This window comes from Arthrobacter sp. SlRoot2-15 (assembly GCF_059739345.1).
The window spans coordinates 1,542,912-1,558,259 of the sequence record NZ_AP046058.1; the positions used below are offsets into that span (position 1 = coordinate 1,542,912).

The window sequence follows — 15,348 nt, forward strand, 5'->3', positions numbered from 1 at the left end:
GATTGGCAGCATGGCAACAACCGCCGAGACAGGCTCCCCCACTCCGGACAGCGCCCACCCGGGCACCACAATCCCGGACAGCACCCACCCCAACAGCACCCACGAAGCGGCCTCGCATGCCGCCCCTCCCGCAGCGGCCACGGCGCCCCTCCGGCCGGGACAGATCAGCGGGCTGGGGATCGCCGCCGTCGTGGTCACCGTTGTCCTCTGGGCATCGGCCTTTGTGGGGATCCGCGCCGTCGGGCCCAGCTTCTCCCCCGGGGCGCTGACCCTGGGCCGGCTTTCGGTGGCCGCCGTCGTGCTGGGCCTGGTGGTGCTGCCGCAGTTCCGCAAGGCGGCCGTGTTCCCCCGGGGCCGCGAGTGGTGGCCCATTCTGGCCTACGGCGTGATGTGGTTCGGCGGCTACAACGTTGCCTTGAACGCCGCCGAACACATGCTCGATGCCGGCACGGCCGCGCTGCTGATCAACGTCAACCCCATCTTGGTCGCTGTGATGGCCGGGATCATCCTGAAAGAGGGCTTCCCGCGCTGGCTGATCATCGGCAGCCTGGTCGCGTTCGGCGGCGTCGCGGTGATTGCCCTCGGCTCCGGCCAGCGCTCGACGGCGGACGTCGCCGGGGTGCTGCTCTGCCTGCTCGCCGCCGCCCTCGCCGCGGTCAGCGTGATCGTGCAGAAGCCGGTGCTGCGGAAGTTCCCCGCGGCGCAGGCCACCTGGTTCGGCATCATGGTGGGTGCCGTGTGCTGCCTGCCCTTCAGCGGCCAGCTCGTCGCCGAGCTGCAGGCCGCGCCGCTGCCAGCGACGCTGGGTCTGGTCTACCTCGGTGTCTTCCCCACCGCGATCGCGTTCACCACCTGGGCCTACGCCCTCTCCCTGATCGACGCCGGACGGCTCGCCGCCACCACCTACCTGGTGCCCGGCACCACGATCCTGATCTCCTGGCTGGTGCTGGGCGAGATTCCCACGATCTGGGGTCTGGTGGGCGGCGTGATCTGCCTCGCCGGCGTCTCCCTGACCCGGCGCCGCTCGCGGCCGGGCTCCCGCCAGACTCCCGGGCCGGTCGCGAAGCCGGGGGCATAGAGTTCTGGGTATGCCCGCTTCACTGCCACCCGGCCTGCCGATCGTGCCCGACGCAAACGACTCCGGAAACGACGACGGCCGCGAGCGCACCGGGCCCGACGGCGGGCCGTTCCCGATGTCCGAGGACGAGTTCGAAGCCGCCGTGGGTGACGCGCTGGACCGGATCCCGCCGGAGCTGGCGAAGACCATGAACAACGTGGCGGTCTTCATTGAAGACGACTACATCGCGCAGCCCGGCGAGGACCCGGACACCGTGCTGCTGGGCCTGTACGAGGGCGTGCCGCTGACCGAGCGGGATTCCTGGTGGGACGCGGGCTCGCTGCCGGACCGGATCACCATCTACCGCCAGCCGACCCTGGAGCTCTGCGCCTCCCGCGAGGACGTGGTCGAGGAAGTAACCGTCACCGTGGTGCACGAGATCGCGCACCACTTCGGCATCAGCGACGAGCGGTTGCACGAACTCGGCTGGGGCTAGCCGGCCCCGGGGCGACTAGCCTTGGAATCATGGGACACGACCACAGCCACTCGCACGGCATTACGGCCACCGGCAAGCACCGCAAACGCCTGATCGCCGTCCTGGGCATCACCCTTGCCGTGGTCCTGATCCAAGTCGCCGGCGCCATGGTCTCCGGCTCGCTGGCCCTGCTGGCCGACGCCGGGCACATGCTCTCCGACGCGGCCGGCGTATTCATCGCACTGCTGGCCGCCTGGATCGCGGCCCGGCCGGCGAGCGATGCAAGGACCTACGGCTACCAGCGTGCCGAGGTCCTGGCCGCGCTGGCCAACGCGCTGGTCCTGATCGTCATTTCCGTGGTCATCTTCACGGAGGCCATCCGGCGGCTCGGCTCGGCCCCCGAGGTTCAGACCGACGTGATGCTCTTTGCCGCCGTCCTGGGCGCGGTAGCCAACCTCGTCTCGCTGCTGATCCTGCGCGGCGCCCAGAAGGAAAGCCTCAACGTCCGCGGCGCCTACCTGGAAGTCCTCGGCGACCTGCTCGGCTCCTTCGCCGTCATCGTCGCCGCCGTGGTCATTATGGCCACCGGCTACCAGGCTGCGGACACCATTGCCTCGATCGTGATCGCCCTGATGATCCTGCCCCGGGCCTGGCACCTGCTCCGCGACGTCGTCGACGTGCTCCTCGAAGCCACCCCCAAGGGCGTGGACGTGCAAATGATCCGCGAACATATCCTGGCCGTGGATGGTGTGGTCTCCGTCCACGACATCCACATCTGGACCATCACCTCGGGGGTGCCGGTGTTCTCCGCGCACGTGGTGGTGGAGGACGCGGCGCTGGGCGCCCGCGGGGCCGACCGGGTGCTGGACAAGCTCGTCAGCTGCCTCGGCTCGCACTTCGACACCGAGCACTGCACCTTCCAGCTCGAACCCGCCACCCACGCGGAGCACGAGGCCCACCAGCACGCCTGACGTCCGACCGGTCACGACGCGACACACCGGAATAAATGTGACCGAATCACATCATTGTTGTTTATGTTATTGATGTGACCTCTGTTGCCAAAGTGGTATTTGGCACGTAGCCTCGTCCGTGCTGGGCGATCCACAGAGGGGCATTTACCCGTGCCGAAATTCCGACCTCGCTCGCTCCAGCCTGAACGCAGCGAGGTTTTCCATGGTTTGGACCCGACCGGGCGGCAGGGGCGCAGCCCTCTGCACCGCCGTCGTGCTGCTGGCAACACTGGCCGTCCCGGCCCAGGCCGCTCCGGCCCCTGCGGGCTCCGTCCCGGGAGTGAGGGTGCCGGCCGCCCCGGACCTTCCGTCGCCGGAGGACATCGCCGCGGCGAAATCCAGTGAAAGCGCGACGGCGGAGCAGGTCACCCGCATCGACCGCCTATTGGCGGAGGCGGCAACGGCCCGGGACAACGGGCTGGCCGCCTCGCTCTCGGCCAACAACGCCTACGCCGACGCCCTGGTGGAGCTCGGGATCCGGCGGGACGCCGCCAAGCTGGCGGCCGCCAAGGCCTCCGCCGCCGAGGCCGAACAGGCCAAGGCGCGCAAGCTGATCGGCCAGCTCGCCGGGGACCTGTACCGCAACGGCGGAATGACGCCGGCCCTCGGCAGCCTGGTCAGCAGCAACGGCCAGGCCCTGCAGCAGGCCGCCACGCTTGAGGCGGTAGCCGCCGGCCGCACCCGGGCCTTCCAGTCCGCGGAGACCGCCGCCGCTGCCGCCCAGTCGGCCAAGGCCTCCGCGGCCGACGCCGACCGCGCCGCCGACGACGCAGCCCGCACAGCCGAGTCCCGCAAGGCCGACGCCGAACGGGCCAACGAGGCCCGGCAGCGCGTGGTGACCGACGCCGCGGCGCAGCGCACGGTACTGGTGGACCAGCTGGCCACACTGCGGAACACCACCGTGGCACTCGAGTCGGCGCGGGTGGATGCCCTGGACCGGCAGCGCCAGCAGGCGCAACTGGCGGCCGTGACGGCCGTGTCCAACCAGCTGCCGGCCCCGCAGCCCGCCCGGTCCGGGCAGCCGGCGCCCGCACCCGCTGTACCGGCGCCCGCCGTGCCGGCGCCTGTTCCTCCGGCTGCCGCTCCCCCGGCGGCTCCCGATCTTCCCGCGCCGCCTGTCCCGGCTCCGGCCCCGCCGCAGGCTCCTGCCCCGCCGCCCCCGCCCGCTCCGGCTCCGGCTCCGGCTCCGGCTCCGGGCGGTTCCAACCAGACCGCGGTGTCGGTGGCGCTGGGGAAGACCGGCGCCCCGTATTTCTACCAGTACGGCGGAACCGGCGCCTACGGCTTCGATTGCTCGGGACTGGTGCAGAATGCCTTCGCGGCGGCCGGCAAGTCCCTGCCCCGCACGGCGTCCGAGCAGTTCGCCCAGGCTCCCGTGCATGTCCCGCTGTCCCAGGCGCAGCCGGGCGACTTGCTGGTGTGGGGCTCCGCCCCAGGGTTCTACCATGTGGCCATCTATCTCGGCGGCGGACGGGTGGTGCAGGCACTGAACGTGGACGCGGGTATCACCGTGACGGACCTTGCCGCCATGTCCGGAATGCAGCTCCACCCCATCGCCGCCCGGTACTGACGCCCGGTACTGACGTCGGCCGGAGGACCTAGGAGAGCACGTCCTTCGTCGCGAACCTGGCATAGGCGAGCGCCCCGAACACGGCCAGGTACCCGCCCTGCAGCAAGGCGTTGGCGGCGAACGAGTCCCAGACGATGGGCTGGCGCAGCAGGTCGGCGAAGTCCAGCCAGCGGTGGCTGAAGAGCCACGGGTGCAGCCACTCCAGCTGCGGCAGCGCATCCGCGACCTGGGCGACGACGGCGAGCACCACCGTGGCCGCCATCGCGCCGACGGGCACGTCCGTGAGGCTGGACATAAACAGGCCGATGGCGGAGACTCCGACGAGGGACACGGCGAGGTAGGCAGCGATCAGCAGCAGCCGTCCCAGGGCTTCGACGGCGCCGATCGTGTCGCCGGAGAGCAGGGTCACGGGCCCCACCGGGAAGAGCGCAGCCCCGATGCCGGCCCCCACCAGGGCCACGGTGAGCGGGGCGGCAACGGCGAATACCACCGCACCGGCGTACTTCACCAGCAGCAGCCGGCCCCGGCCGGCCGGGGCCGCCAGCAGGTACCGCAGGGTCCCCAGGCCCGCTTCGCCGGCGAGGGTGTCGCCGGCGACCACGCCGATCGTCAGGGGGAGGAACAGCGGGACGGCCACCAGCATCGCGGTGACGCCCACGAACAGCCCGTTCTGGCTGATCCGGTCCAGGAACGCTGGCCCGCGGCCGGGCGGCACGGCGGAGGAGAGCCGCACGGCCACGGCGATCAGCACGGGGATGGCGGCCAGGGCGAGCAGCATGGCCCAGGTCCGGCGGCGGCGGAAGAGCACGCCGAGTTCGGACCCGAGCAGGCGCAGGCCTGGAGTCCTGGCCGCGCCAGGAGGGAGGGCTACCGACGGTTCATTGGGCAACGTCAAACCCCTCTCCGGTCAGCTCGACGAAGCGGTCCTCGAGGCTGCCCTGTTCCAGGGCGAAGCCGCGCACCCGGACGCCGGCCGCGACAAGGGCCTCCACTACTGCCTCCGGCGTGGGCGCGCCGTCGTCGGACCCGGCAGGTAGCGGCGCGAACAGCAGTTCGCCGCCCGCCGCAGCGGTACCGCCGTCGGCCCGCAGCCCCAGGCCAGCCATCACCCGGGCGGCGTCCCCGGGGTCGGGAGTCAGCAGCCGGATCCTGGCGTTTCCGGCCCGGCGCAGCTCCGTGAGCGGGCCCTGCGCCACGAGGCGTCCGGCGCTCATGATGGCCGCGTGGGTACAGATCTGCTCCACCTCGGCGAGCAGGTGGCTGGAGACGAACACGGTGGCGCCGTCGGCCGCGAGGGAACGGACCAGATGGCGGACCTCGCGGGTGCCCTGCGGATCCAGCCCGTTGGTCGGCTCGTCCAGCACCAGCAGCTCCCGGGGCACCAGCAGGGCGTTCGCGATGCCGAGGCGCTGTTTCATGCCGAGCGAGTAGGCCCGGACCTTCTTGTCCGCCGCGTGCCCCAGCCCCACCCGCTCGAGCGCCGTGCGCACGCGCTCCTTCCGGGTCCCGGCCGGCGCCCCTGGGTCCGCGGCGTCAAAGCGCAGCAGGTTCGCCGCCCCCGAAAGGAACGGGTAGAAGGCGGGCCCTTCGACCAGGGCACCCACCCGCGGAAGCACGGTGCGCAGCTGCCCCGGCATCTCCTCGCCCAGGACGCGCACCGAGCCGCTCGAAGCCGCGGCCAGGCCCAGCATGATCCGGATGGTGGTGGTCTTGCCCGAGCCGTTGGGGCCAAGGAAACCGAACACGGAACCGCGCGGCACGGCCAAGTCGACGCCGTCGACCGCCAGCTGCCGGCCGAAGCGTTTGCTCAACCCCCGGGTCTCGATGCTCAGTTCGGTGGACAGCGCGACGGCGGTCACCGCCCGGCGGCCGCGGCCTGGAGCCGCTCCAGCGGGACGGATCCGGCGAAGACTCGGCCGTCGTCGAGGATCAGCACGTTCACGAGGGCGGTGGAAAGCAGCCTGCCGCCGGGCACCGGGACGCTCGCCTGGGCCAGCAGCGACGCCGCGCTCCCGGGCCCGCCCTGCTGCTCCGGGGCCTTGCCCGCGGCCCCTGCCATTGCACCCGCCGGAAGTTCGATGACGGATTCCCAGCCGGTTCCGCTGACGTGGACCTTGTCCTTGAAACCTTCCTTGGCCTTGTCGTCCGGCCGGCCCTTTGTGCCGTCGGATTTGTGGTCCGGGACCGGGATTTCCTTGACGGTGGCCCCGGGCGGCGGGCTGAACGTGAAGATTGCGGCGTCCGGGGCCTCGAGCGAGAGCTTGGTGAAGGCGACGCGGAACGCCGGGTCCGCCTGGCCGCGTGCCTTCACTTCGACGCCGAGCGGCATCCCGTTCTGGCCGTCCACCGAGATCGCCACGGAGGCCAGCAGGGTGGTCGAGGACTTGGGGGTGAGCATCAGCTGGTAGGCGGCGCGTCCGGCCACCTGGACATCCGTCCCGACGGACACGTCGCTGCTCTTCTCCAGCTTGGCCAGGAGTTTTTCGGCCAGCTGGTCCGGGGCGGGAACGGCGTCCTTCCCGGAGCCGTGGCGGTCTTTCAGCCCGGCAGGGAGGACGGCATGCGCGGCGGTGTTGTCCTTGGAGTTGTAGAACCAGAGATCGGCGCCGTGCCGGACGACGTCGCGCTCCGCCAGCCGGTCCAGCACCTGGATGCGGGCGTTGTCCGGGCCGTCACGGTAGATGCGGGCGGTGTGCGGCCCGGTCAGCAGCTCCAGCCAGGCGGTGTCGCCGTTCGCGGCTCCCGGACCGGCCTGCGGGGGTTCCGGCAGGCCGAGGCTGGAGGTTTGGTCCAGCGTTCCGGAGAAGGATGTTTCGCGGTGCTGGGCGATGAGCGCCAGCACCTGCTCGGGTGATTTGGCCGGCAGCGGATCGCCCGCGCTGGCCGGCAGGGATCCCGCCAGCACCCCGGCGGCGATCACGGCAGGAACGGTGACGGCCGGCAACCAGCGCAGCCAGGGGCGGGTCATTGCGACCGAGCACCAACATTGCAGCTCATGAATCAACTTTACGCCCGGGGCGGGCCTGCATCACCGCTCCCGCTCGGATTGCTTCAACGGACCTACGCCAACGTCCCGGCGCCGGCATTCCCCGCATCCGGCACCACGGTGCCTTCGCCGCCGTCGACCGTGAGGCGCTGCCCGGTGGCGATCAGCGTGGTGGCGTCCGGGACTCCGACGACGGCGGGGATGCCATATTCCCGGGCGACGACGGCGCCGTGCGAGTTGGGCCCGCCCATCTCCATCACCAGCCCGCCGGCGGTCAGGAACAGCGGCGTCCAGCCCGGGTCCGTGGATGGCGCCACCAGGATCTCGCCGGGCTCCAGCCGCGCGCCCTGCGGGTCGAGGATGACGCGGGCAGCAGCGGTGACAGTGCCGGCCGAAGCCGGGGTGCCGTTCAGCACCCCTGCGTCCGCGCCCGTCCCGGATGCGCGGGACCGCAGCGCCTCCGGTTCGGTGCCGTCCGAGAGCAGCACCCGCGGAATGTGCCGGCGGCCCAGTTCCCGGGCATAGTCTTCGCGGCGCACCTCCACCACCGCGTGCAGCGTCCGTCCGGCGAGGGCCTCGCGGGCCTCGACCAGGTCCAGGAAGACGATGTCGTCGGCGTCCGCGATGCGGCCGGCCGCGGCCAGCTCCGTCCCGATGGCCTGCAGTTGCGCGCGCACCGCGGCGAGGGCCTCGACGATGTGGTACTTCGGCAGTTCCCGCAGCCCGGCGAACATCCGGGTGCGTTTCAGGGCCGCCCGCACCAGGGCCGCGCGCAGCCGGCCCCGCTGGCCCGCGGCGGCGGCCAGCCGCTGCACCTGGGCCTCGGCGTCCCCTGCGGCCTTGCTGAACTGCCGGTCCGGGGCCAGGCCGGGATCCTCGAGCCGCAGGTAGTTGGCCAGGACGCCGAGGATGTGGGCCGGGTCCTCGGACCAGCGGGGCACGCCGAGGTCTATTTCCGCCACCGCCCGGTGCCCGTAGCGGCCCAGGAATCCGGCAAGCCCGGACTGCACGACGGCGGGCAGCTCCCGGGCCCGGTAGCGGCGGGCCAGCTCCGGCACCGCGTCGGCGTCGGACCCGGCGCCCTCGAACACCGCGGCGGCGCCGTCGTCGGCCCGGATGGCCTCGGCGAGCTGCCAGAGCGCCAGGTCCATCTCGGTGGTGACGTTGTGGGGCAGCCCCCGCAGCACCGGCTGCAGCGCGCCGGGCCCGGCGCCGGTGCCCAGCAGCCTGCCGGCGGCCGCCAGCAGGGCAAAGCCCAGGGCGGGCAGCGGCAGGATATTGGGCACCACCGGGAAAAGCTCCCGGCCCAGGATGCGCTCCACGTGGTCCAGCCGCTGCACCGCGGTGGACCCGGCCGGCACCACCAGGGCGGCCCGGAAGCGTTCGCCGAAGCGCTCCGCCCGGCGCAGCGCGGCCTCCGGCCGGACCAGGGCGCGCAGCAGCGACTCCGGGACCTTGGCCCGTGCCGCCACGGGGACAACATGCCGCAGCAGCCGCCACGGCGAGCGGCTGGTGACGGAGAACCGTGGGTCATCGAACAAGGACCGCAGCACCGCCGCGGAGCGGGCTTCCATCACGTCGAAGACCCGCGGCACCAGGGCCCGTCCGACGCCGTTGCGCAGCACCGGGGTCAGGTCGAAGAACAGCCGTTGCCCGGCCGCGGCATACGGGGAGGGCCCGTCGTGCGGGACGGGAACCTCGAAATGCGCCGCCCGGGCCACGGACGAGGCGATCAGCCGGAAGCCTGCCAGCCCCATCGGCGTCAGCGGGCGGGTCAGGCCCTGCGCCAGGCTAAAACACAGGTAGACGCGGGTCCCGCCGGGGTCATGCCGCCGCTCCGGCAGGGGGTAGAGCGTGGTGATGGGCCGCGACTGGGTCAGCCACGCCGCTCCGCCGTCGTCGATCGCCCATTCGAGATCCTGGGGCGCACCGAAGTGCACCTCCGCACGGCGGCCCAGCAGTTCCAGCGCCAGGAGCCCGGCGTCGTCGATACACGGCCGGGTGCCGGCGTCGGGCTGGATGATCCGTTTGGTTCCGCCGCCCGGCAGCGGCCGGATAGCCACGGCTTTGCTCCCGATCCGGCGCTCGAGGATCCGCCGGGTGGCGCTGTCGATGACGAAATGGTCAGGGTTGACCGCCCCGGACACCACGGCCTCACCGAGGCCCGGGCTGGCATCAATGACGGCCTCATGCCGCCTGCCGGTGACCGGGTTCGCGGTGAACAGCACCCCGGCCGTGGCCGCATCCACCATCCGCTGGACCACGACGGCGAGCGACACGGCCGCGGGGCTGATCCCGTGGGAGGCGCGGTAGCTCACCGCGCGGTCCGTCCAAAGCGAGGCCCAGCACTCGCGGACCGCGGCCAGGACCGCCTCAATACCCACGACGTTGAGGAAGGTGTCCTGCTGGCCGGCGAAACTGGCGGACGGCAGGTCCTCGGCGGTTGCGGACGAGCGGACCGCCACGAGGACGTCCGGGCCCAGCGCCGCGTAGGCCTCGCTGACCGCCTGGACAACGTCGTCCGGGACGTCCGCGGCCAGGACCAGGTCCCGGGCGTCAGCGGCCAGGGCGGCGAGCCCGGGGAGGTCCTCCGGAGAGGCCGCGGCCAGGGACTCGTGCACGGCGTCGAGCCCGGCGCCTTCGGTGGCGCGCCGGTAGGCCTGGGTGGTCAGGCAGAATCCCGCCGGGACCGGCAGCCCGGCCCGGAGCAGTTCGCCGAGGTTGGCAGCCTTGCCGCCGACCTCGGCCAGCTGTTCCGAGCCGGTCAGCTCAAGGGCCATCACCAGTCCGGGCTGCGGCTTTGTCCCTGAAACGGATGGGTGCTCCACCTGGCGGTCCTCCCTTGGGCGAGGAAGTGTTCGGCCTAGGAGCCGAGCATGGGTCCGAAGCTGGGACGGTCGGCCAGCCGGGGATCCTCCCGGTCCGGGACCACCATAACGGGGCCCTTGGCGTGGTGCAGGATGCCGTCGGAGGTCGATCCCAGCAGCATCCCGGCGAAGCCGCCCCGGCCGCGGGTGCCCACCACCACGAGTTCCACGTGCCGGCTCGCCTCGACGAGGATGTCAACCGGGGAACCGTCGACGAGCTGCGTCTCGACCTCCAGCCTGGGGAAGTGGCTCTTCAGCCAGGCCACCCCGGCGTCGAGCTGGACCCGGATGTCGGCGAAGAGGGCCTCGCGGTCCATCGGTGCGGGAACCCAGGCGAGCGAGCCGCTGTACTGCGGGACGGCGCAGACCAGGCGCAGCGGGGCGGAGAGGCGTTCGGCCTGGGCCGCGGCCTCAAGGACCGCCACCCGGGCCTGTTCGGAGCCGTCTACCCCCACCACCACGACGTTTTCGACCGGCTGGTGCCCGGACTTTTCCCGCTCGGCACGGACGTGCTTGTCGTCCGTGGTTTCGCCCAGCCGGTCCCCGCAGATCAGCGGGACGGTGACCGTGGGGCATTTGGCGTGCGCGGGCAGCGCGCTGCTGACCGATCCGAGGAGCCGGCCCACGAAGCCGCCCCGGCCGCGGGTGCCGAAGACCAGCAGTTCGGCGGTCTCCGTCATCTCCAGCAGGACGCCGGAGGCGTCGCCGTTCTCCACGGAGGCGTCGACGTCGATGTTGTAGCCGGCCACCTTGTCCAGCGCTTGCTTCAGGATCGCCTCGGCGCCTTCGCGGATCACTGAATCGTCCACCGTGGCGTAGCCGCCGTCCAGCCCGGACGCGGCGAAGACGGGCACCGAGTAGGCGGTCACGATGTGCAGCGGACGACGCCGGCGCTCGGCTTCCCGGGCCGCCCACACCAGGGCGCAGTGGCTGTGGTCCGAGCCGTCCACGCCGACCACGATCCCCCGGGGAGCATGCTCCACGGCCGCGTCTCCCGCCGGGTCCGGATGCACCTGTTCTCGGGCCATGGGGTCCGCCTCCTCGCGATACGTGGCTCTGTTGCGGCTATTCTGCCAGAACTGCGCGGATGCGGGCTCCACCTGCCCGGCAGGCAGGTTTTACCAACTGTTTACGTGGCGTTCCGCTGTCCAGGGAACCCGCGCGGCGGCGGCGATCCGGCGGGTCCTGCCCTGTGCGAAACCGCGTAAAACCGCGAAAAAATCAAACTGAAGCCGGCCCTGTTCACAGCCGGCAATCTTGGGTATCCTCTGAGGCATTGCTGAACCGAGACTCGTCTTTCAGATCGCAGGCTCCCCTGTGGAGTGCGCCTGGACGGGTCGATGGTGAAGCGTTCCGGGCATGGGTCCGGAATCCGCATCATTCGAGGAAGGACCCCGCAGTGTCGAGCATGCCCGTGTACGGCGGAATCGAACGGACCAGCACTGTGGTCATCGGCACGGGGCTTTCCGGACTGGCGGTGGCCAGCGAGCTGCAGCGCCGGGGGGTCGACGCCATTGTTGTGGACGGACTGGACCTGCTCGGCGCGGGGAACCCGGCCAACACCTCCTCGCTGCAGCGGTGCGACGCGGCGGACGCGGCCACGCTCAGGGAACGCAACGAGATCCTTCGGCACCTGCGCAACTACGCCATCAGCCACAAGCTCGATATCCGCAACGATGTCCGGGCATTGCAGCTGGACCACCTCGACCCGGACGGGTTCGGCGTCGAAGGTCTGGGCGGCGCCTGTGACGACGTGCTCGCCGGCGCGCACCGGATGCAGCCGTGGGCGGTCAGCACCCCCAACGGGATCCTGTACGCCGACCACCTGGTCCTCACCCGTTGCGCGCACAGCCAGCTGCGCCGCATGCTGGCCGAGTTGGGGGTGGCTGCCGGCCAGAACCTGATGGCCGCCATGCACGCGCTCGGCATGTACCTCGTCGGCGTCGGTGAACTCATCACGCCCACGCCCAAGGAAGTCCTGCGCCAGGCCAAGCTGGTGGGCCAGGCCATTTCCGCCAAGGTCAACCCGGAAGGCATGCCCTCCCTGCTGACCGGCGGGCTGGCCCTGCCGGCCTAGGAGTCGTCGCCGGCGTTGAGGCGGCGCTTCGCCGACAGCGCCAGGGCCACCAGGATGCCCACGGCTACCGCGACAAAGACCACGATGCTCCAGGGGAACGGCTGAGAGGCGTCAGGCGCCGGCGTCGGCGCGACCGTCGAGCCCGGCGGGGCGGTGCCCAGCGTCGGCACCGTGCCCGACGCCGGGGCGGTGCCCGACGCCGCACCCGCCGCCGCCGATGCCGTAAACGAGAAGGTGCCCTCAATCGGGTGGCCGTCGGAGCTGGCCACCCGCCACTGCACGGTGTAGGGCCCGGCCGGGGCGCCCGCCTTGAGCTTCTGCGAGGCAACGTTGTCCACGATCTGCACCGCGCCGTCGGACCAGTTGGTGCCGGCGGCGTCGGTGACGTTGATCTGGGTGCCGAGCGCCAGCGGACGCTCGCTGAGGGTGAGTGAAACCGTCCCGGGCGCCGCGGGCACCGTGGCGCCGGCGGCGGGGCTGGTCGATTCCAGGGAATCGTGGGCGGCTGCCGGTCCGGCACCCAGCAGCGCGGCGCCCAGCAGGAACGCAACCAGCGCGGTCAGGCCCAGCAGGGCACCCGGAAGTTGTCTGGTCAAACGCATGACTGGCCCGCTCCTAGTGTTGGCTTCCTTACAGACTAGGCGAGTTTGGCGGGTGGGCGCCGTCACGCCTAATAGGATTTAGCTAACACCCCTTTTCCCCTCCCGGAGGACCAATGCTTAAGCAGGGCTCTGCACTCGACCGGTATTTCAAGATTTCCGAGCGGGGGTCGAACTTCTCACGCGAGATCCGTGGCGGGTTCGCCACGTTCTTCGCCATGAGCTACATCGTGGTCCTAAATCCGCTGATCCTCTCCGGCCCGGACTCGTCCGGCGGAACGCTCGGCTTCCCGGCAGTCGCCGCCGTCACCGCCTTCGTGGCCGGCATCCTGACCATCCTGATGGGCGCCTGGGCCAAGCATCCCTTCGCGCTGGCCACCGGCCTCGGCGTCAACGCGTTCGTGGCCGTCACGGTTGCCACCAATCCGGGCCTGACCTGGCCGGACATGATGGGCCTGGTGGTCCTCTCCGGCGTCACCATGCTGATCCTGGTGCTCACCGGTTTCCGGACCGCGGTGTTCAAGGCCGTCCCCGAGGGGCTGAAGACCGCGATCGTGGTCGGCATCGGCCTCTTCATCGCCCTGATCGGCCTGGTCAACGCCGGCTTCGTCCGCCGCATCCCGGACGTCGCGGGCACCACCGTCCCCGTGGGCCTCGGCTTCGACGGCAAGCTCCTCGGCTGGCCCACGCTGGTCTTTGTGCTCGGCCTGATCCTCACCATCGCCCTCGTGGTCCGCAAGGTCAAGGGCGCGATCCTGATCGGCATCGTCAGCTCCACCATCCTGTCCGTCATCCTGGAATTCACCCTGCACATCGGGCCCAGCTTCCAGAAGGACAAGCCGTTCAACCCGCAGGGCTGGTCCCTCGTGGCGCCCAAGTTCACCGAATGGGCCGCCCCGGACCTGTCCCTGATTGGCAAGGCCAACCCGTTCGGCGCGTTCGAGCACCTCGGCTTCGTGGCCGCGACCCTGCTGGCCTTTGTGATCCTGCTGAGCATCTTCTTCGACGCCATGGGCACCATGGTGGGCCTGGCCACCGAGGCCGGCACCATCGACAAGGACGGCAACATCCCCAACGTGGACCGTGTGCTGCAGATCGATGCCCTGGGCGCGATCGTCGGCGGCGGCGCGTCCGTCTCCTCCAACCAGATCTATGTCGAATCCGGCGCCGGCATCGGCGAGGGCGCGCGCACCGGGCTGGCCTCGATCGTCACCGGGCTGCTGTTCCTTGTCGCCATGTTCTTCACCCCGCTGATCAACCTGGTCCCGTTCGAAGCCGTGGCTCCGGCGCTCGTCGTCGTCGGCTTTATGATGGTCTCCCAGGTCGGCAAGATAGACTGGCAGGACTGGGGCATCGCGATCCCCGCGTTCCTGACCTTCACGCTGATGCCGTTCACCTACTCGATCGCCAACGGCCTGGGCGCCGGGTTCATCTCCTTCGTGCTGATCCGACTGGTCCAGGGCCGCGCCCGCGAGGTGCACCCGCTGATGTGGGCCGTGGCCGCCGCGTTCCTGCTGTTCTTCGGCATCGGTCCGATCGAGGCCGCGCTGGGCATGCACTAAACGCACCTCCCCCGCCGAGTCCGCAGTTCGCGGCAATGTTTTACGGAAAACATTGCCGCCGATTGCGGACTCGGCGGCGTTTAACCGGCTTTTGGGAAAGGTTCCGGGATTTCGGACACCCTGACGGCGGCGCTGCTGGTTTTCGGGCCCGGGCTGGGGTGAGCTTGGGACATGCCTTCTCCCGCCCGCACCACCGACGTCCCGCCGCAGCCCTGGACCGGCCGGTTCGACGGCGACGGCCCCGAGCACCGACGCTGGTGGCAGGCCGTGACGCCCTACGCCCCGCACCGGCCGACGCACCCGCAGCCTGCCGGCTCCTCCGCGGCCCGGCCCGCCGTCCTCCTCGGCTTCGGCAGCGACGCCGGCGTGCGCCGGAACAAGGGCCGCGTCGGGGCCGCCGCCGCACCCGCAGCCATCCGCGCCGCGCTCGGCCCGCTCGCCTTCCACCTGGACCGGGACGTGCACGACGCCGGCGACGTCACCGTCACCGGGGACGCGCTGGAAGCCGGGCAGGCGCGGGCGGGCCTCGAAATCACCGGGCTGCTGGACGCCGGCGCGCTGCCAGTGGTGCTCGGCGGCGGCCACGAGACCGCCTTTGCCAGCTACCTCGGCGTCGCCGGCTCCGCCGCGGTCCGGGAGGGCCTCCGGGTGGGCGTGCTGAACCTGGACGCCCACTTCGACCTCCGTGACGAGCCCGTGGCCAGCTCGGGAACCCCGTTCCTGCAGATGGCCCGGGCCGAAGCCGCCGCGGGCCGCGAACTGCAGTACGCCGTCGTCGGGATCTCCGACCCCAACAACACCCCCGCGCTGTTCCGGACCGCCGCCGAACTGGGTGTGGACTACCTGCTGGACGAGGACTGCTCCGCGGACGCGGCGCACGCCTTTGTGGCCGCGTTCCTGGCGCAGGTGGACGCGCTATACCTGACCATCGACCTGGATGTGCTGCCGGCATCGGTGGCGCCCGGCGTCAGCGCCCCGGCCGCCTACGGCGTCCCGCTGCCGGTGATCAGCGGCATCTGCCGGCAGGTGGCCGCGAGCGGGAAGCTGCTGCACCTGGACGTTGCGGAACTGAACCCGGAGTTCGACGTTGACGGCCGCACCGCCAAGGTAGCCGCCCGGCTGATCAACACCCTGCTGCGGTAACC

Annotated in this window: 13 protein-coding genes; 7 read left to right on the plus strand and 6 right to left on the minus strand. The window is 71.3% G+C overall.

Going from position 1 to position 15,348, the window contains the following annotated elements:
• Positions 1–10 precede the first annotated feature (10 nt).
• The 4 genes from AC6I9V_RS07015 (at position 11) to AC6I9V_RS07030 (ending at position 4,112) form a co-directional block, all read left to right on the plus strand.
• The gene (locus AC6I9V_RS07015; protein WP_497898847.1) at positions 11–1,078 is read left to right on the plus strand and encodes a DMT family transporter; all 1,068 of its coding nucleotides are present in this window, start codon (positions 11–13) and stop codon (positions 1,076–1,078) included.
• 10 nt (positions 1,079–1,088) lie between these two features.
• Positions 1,089–1,553 (plus strand): metallopeptidase family protein, encoded by a 465-nt coding sequence (locus AC6I9V_RS07020; RefSeq protein ID WP_497898848.1) that lies wholly within the window; start codon positions 1,089–1,091, stop codon positions 1,551–1,553.
• A gap of 29 nt (positions 1,554–1,582) precedes the next feature.
• Entirely contained in the window at positions 1,583–2,503 is a 921-nt protein-coding gene (locus tag AC6I9V_RS07025; RefSeq protein WP_497898849.1) for a cation diffusion facilitator family transporter, read from the plus strand.
• A 202-nt stretch (positions 2,504–2,705) separates the two neighbouring features.
• Entirely contained in the window at positions 2,706–4,112 is a 1,407-nt protein-coding gene (locus AC6I9V_RS07030; RefSeq protein ID WP_497898850.1) for a C40 family peptidase, read from the plus strand.
• A gap of 28 nt (positions 4,113–4,140) precedes the next feature.
• On the opposite strand, the gene AC6I9V_RS07035 is transcribed toward AC6I9V_RS07030, so the two are convergent.
• The 5 genes from AC6I9V_RS07035 to AC6I9V_RS07055 all read right to left on the minus strand — a co-directional run bounded on the left by AC6I9V_RS07035 (position 4,141) and on the right by AC6I9V_RS07055 (position 10,993).
• The gene (locus tag AC6I9V_RS07035; protein WP_497898851.1) at positions 4,141–5,001 is read right to left on the minus strand and encodes an ABC transporter permease; all 861 of its coding nucleotides are present in this window, start codon (positions 4,999–5,001) and stop codon (positions 4,141–4,143) included.
• The gene (locus AC6I9V_RS07040; RefSeq protein WP_497898852.1) at positions 4,991–5,971 is read right to left on the minus strand and encodes an ABC transporter ATP-binding protein; all 981 of its coding nucleotides are present in this window, start codon (positions 5,969–5,971) and stop codon (positions 4,991–4,993) included. The genes AC6I9V_RS07035 and AC6I9V_RS07040 overlap by 11 nt, the downstream gene beginning before the upstream one ends.
• A complete protein-coding gene (locus tag AC6I9V_RS07045) occupies positions 5,968–7,080 on the minus strand; it encodes a LolA family protein (RefSeq protein WP_497898853.1) in 1,113 nt (370 codons plus the stop codon). The genes AC6I9V_RS07040 and AC6I9V_RS07045 overlap by 4 nt, the downstream gene beginning before the upstream one ends.
• Positions 7,081–7,172: 92 nt before the next feature.
• A complete protein-coding gene (locus tag AC6I9V_RS07050) occupies positions 7,173–9,878 on the minus strand; it encodes a PEP/pyruvate-binding domain-containing protein (protein ID WP_497900273.1) in 2,706 nt (901 codons plus the stop codon).
• Positions 9,879–9,961: 83 nt separating this feature from the next.
• Positions 9,962–10,993, minus strand: coding sequence for a universal stress protein (locus AC6I9V_RS07055; RefSeq protein ID WP_497898854.1), 1,032 nt, complete (start codon positions 10,991–10,993; stop codon positions 9,962–9,964).
• Positions 10,994–11,373: 380 nt separating this feature from the next.
• On the opposite strand from AC6I9V_RS07055, the gene AC6I9V_RS07060 reads away from it, so the two are divergent.
• Positions 11,374–12,042: an FAD-binding protein gene (locus AC6I9V_RS07060; RefSeq protein ID WP_497900274.1), complete on the plus strand. Its 669-nt coding sequence runs from the start codon at positions 11,374–11,376 to the stop codon at positions 12,040–12,042.
• Here the strand turns inward: AC6I9V_RS07060 and AC6I9V_RS07065 are convergent.
• Positions 12,039–12,644, minus strand: a complete 606-nt coding sequence (locus tag AC6I9V_RS07065; protein ID WP_497898855.1) for a copper resistance CopC family protein — start codon at positions 12,642–12,644, stop codon at positions 12,039–12,041. The genes AC6I9V_RS07060 and AC6I9V_RS07065 overlap by 4 nt on opposite strands.
• A gap of 113 nt (positions 12,645–12,757) precedes the next feature.
• On the opposite strand from AC6I9V_RS07065, the gene AC6I9V_RS07070 reads away from it, so the two are divergent.
• Together AC6I9V_RS07070 and hutG are read left to right on the plus strand one after the other, a co-directional pair.
• A complete protein-coding gene (locus tag AC6I9V_RS07070; protein ID WP_497898856.1) occupies positions 12,758–14,203 on the plus strand; it encodes an NCS2 family permease in 1,446 nt (481 codons plus the stop codon).
• Between the two features lie 171 nt (positions 14,204–14,374).
• Positions 14,375–15,346, plus strand: coding sequence for a formimidoylglutamase (gene hutG, locus AC6I9V_RS07075; RefSeq protein WP_497898857.1), 972 nt, complete (start codon positions 14,375–14,377; stop codon positions 15,344–15,346).
• The last annotated feature ends 2 nt before the right edge of the window (positions 15,347–15,348 follow it).

Excerpts from the sequence above, each read along its gene's own strand:
- AC6I9V_RS07055 (WP_497898854.1), bottom strand. The coding sequence starts at position 10,993 with ATGGCCCGAGAACAGGTGCATCCGGACCCGGCGGGAGACGCGGCCGTG.
- AC6I9V_RS07065 (WP_497898855.1), bottom strand. The coding sequence starts at position 12,644 with ATGCGTTTGACCAGACAACTTCCGGGTGCCCTGCTGGGCCTGACCGCG.
- AC6I9V_RS07025 (WP_497898849.1), top strand. The coding sequence starts at position 1,583 with ATGGGACACGACCACAGCCACTCGCACGGCATTACGGCCACCGGCAAG.
- AC6I9V_RS07030 (WP_497898850.1), top strand. The coding sequence starts at position 2,706 with ATGGTTTGGACCCGACCGGGCGGCAGGGGCGCAGCCCTCTGCACCGCC.
- AC6I9V_RS07045 (WP_497898853.1), bottom strand. The coding sequence starts at position 7,080 with ATGACCCGCCCCTGGCTGCGCTGGTTGCCGGCCGTCACCGTTCCTGCC.
- hutG (WP_497898857.1), top strand. The coding sequence starts at position 14,375 with ATGCCTTCTCCCGCCCGCACCACCGACGTCCCGCCGCAGCCCTGGACC.
- AC6I9V_RS07070 (WP_497898856.1), top strand. The coding sequence starts at position 12,758 with ATGCTTAAGCAGGGCTCTGCACTCGACCGGTATTTCAAGATTTCCGAG.
- AC6I9V_RS07015 (WP_497898847.1), top strand. The coding sequence starts at position 11 with ATGGCAACAACCGCCGAGACAGGCTCCCCCACTCCGGACAGCGCCCAC.
- AC6I9V_RS07020 (WP_497898848.1), top strand. The coding sequence starts at position 1,089 with ATGCCCGCTTCACTGCCACCCGGCCTGCCGATCGTGCCCGACGCAAAC.
- AC6I9V_RS07060 (WP_497900274.1), top strand. The coding sequence starts at position 11,374 with ATGCCCGTGTACGGCGGAATCGAACGGACCAGCACTGTGGTCATCGGC.
- AC6I9V_RS07050 (WP_497900273.1), bottom strand. The coding sequence starts at position 9,878 with ATGGCCCTTGAGCTGACCGGCTCGGAACAGCTGGCCGAGGTCGGCGGC.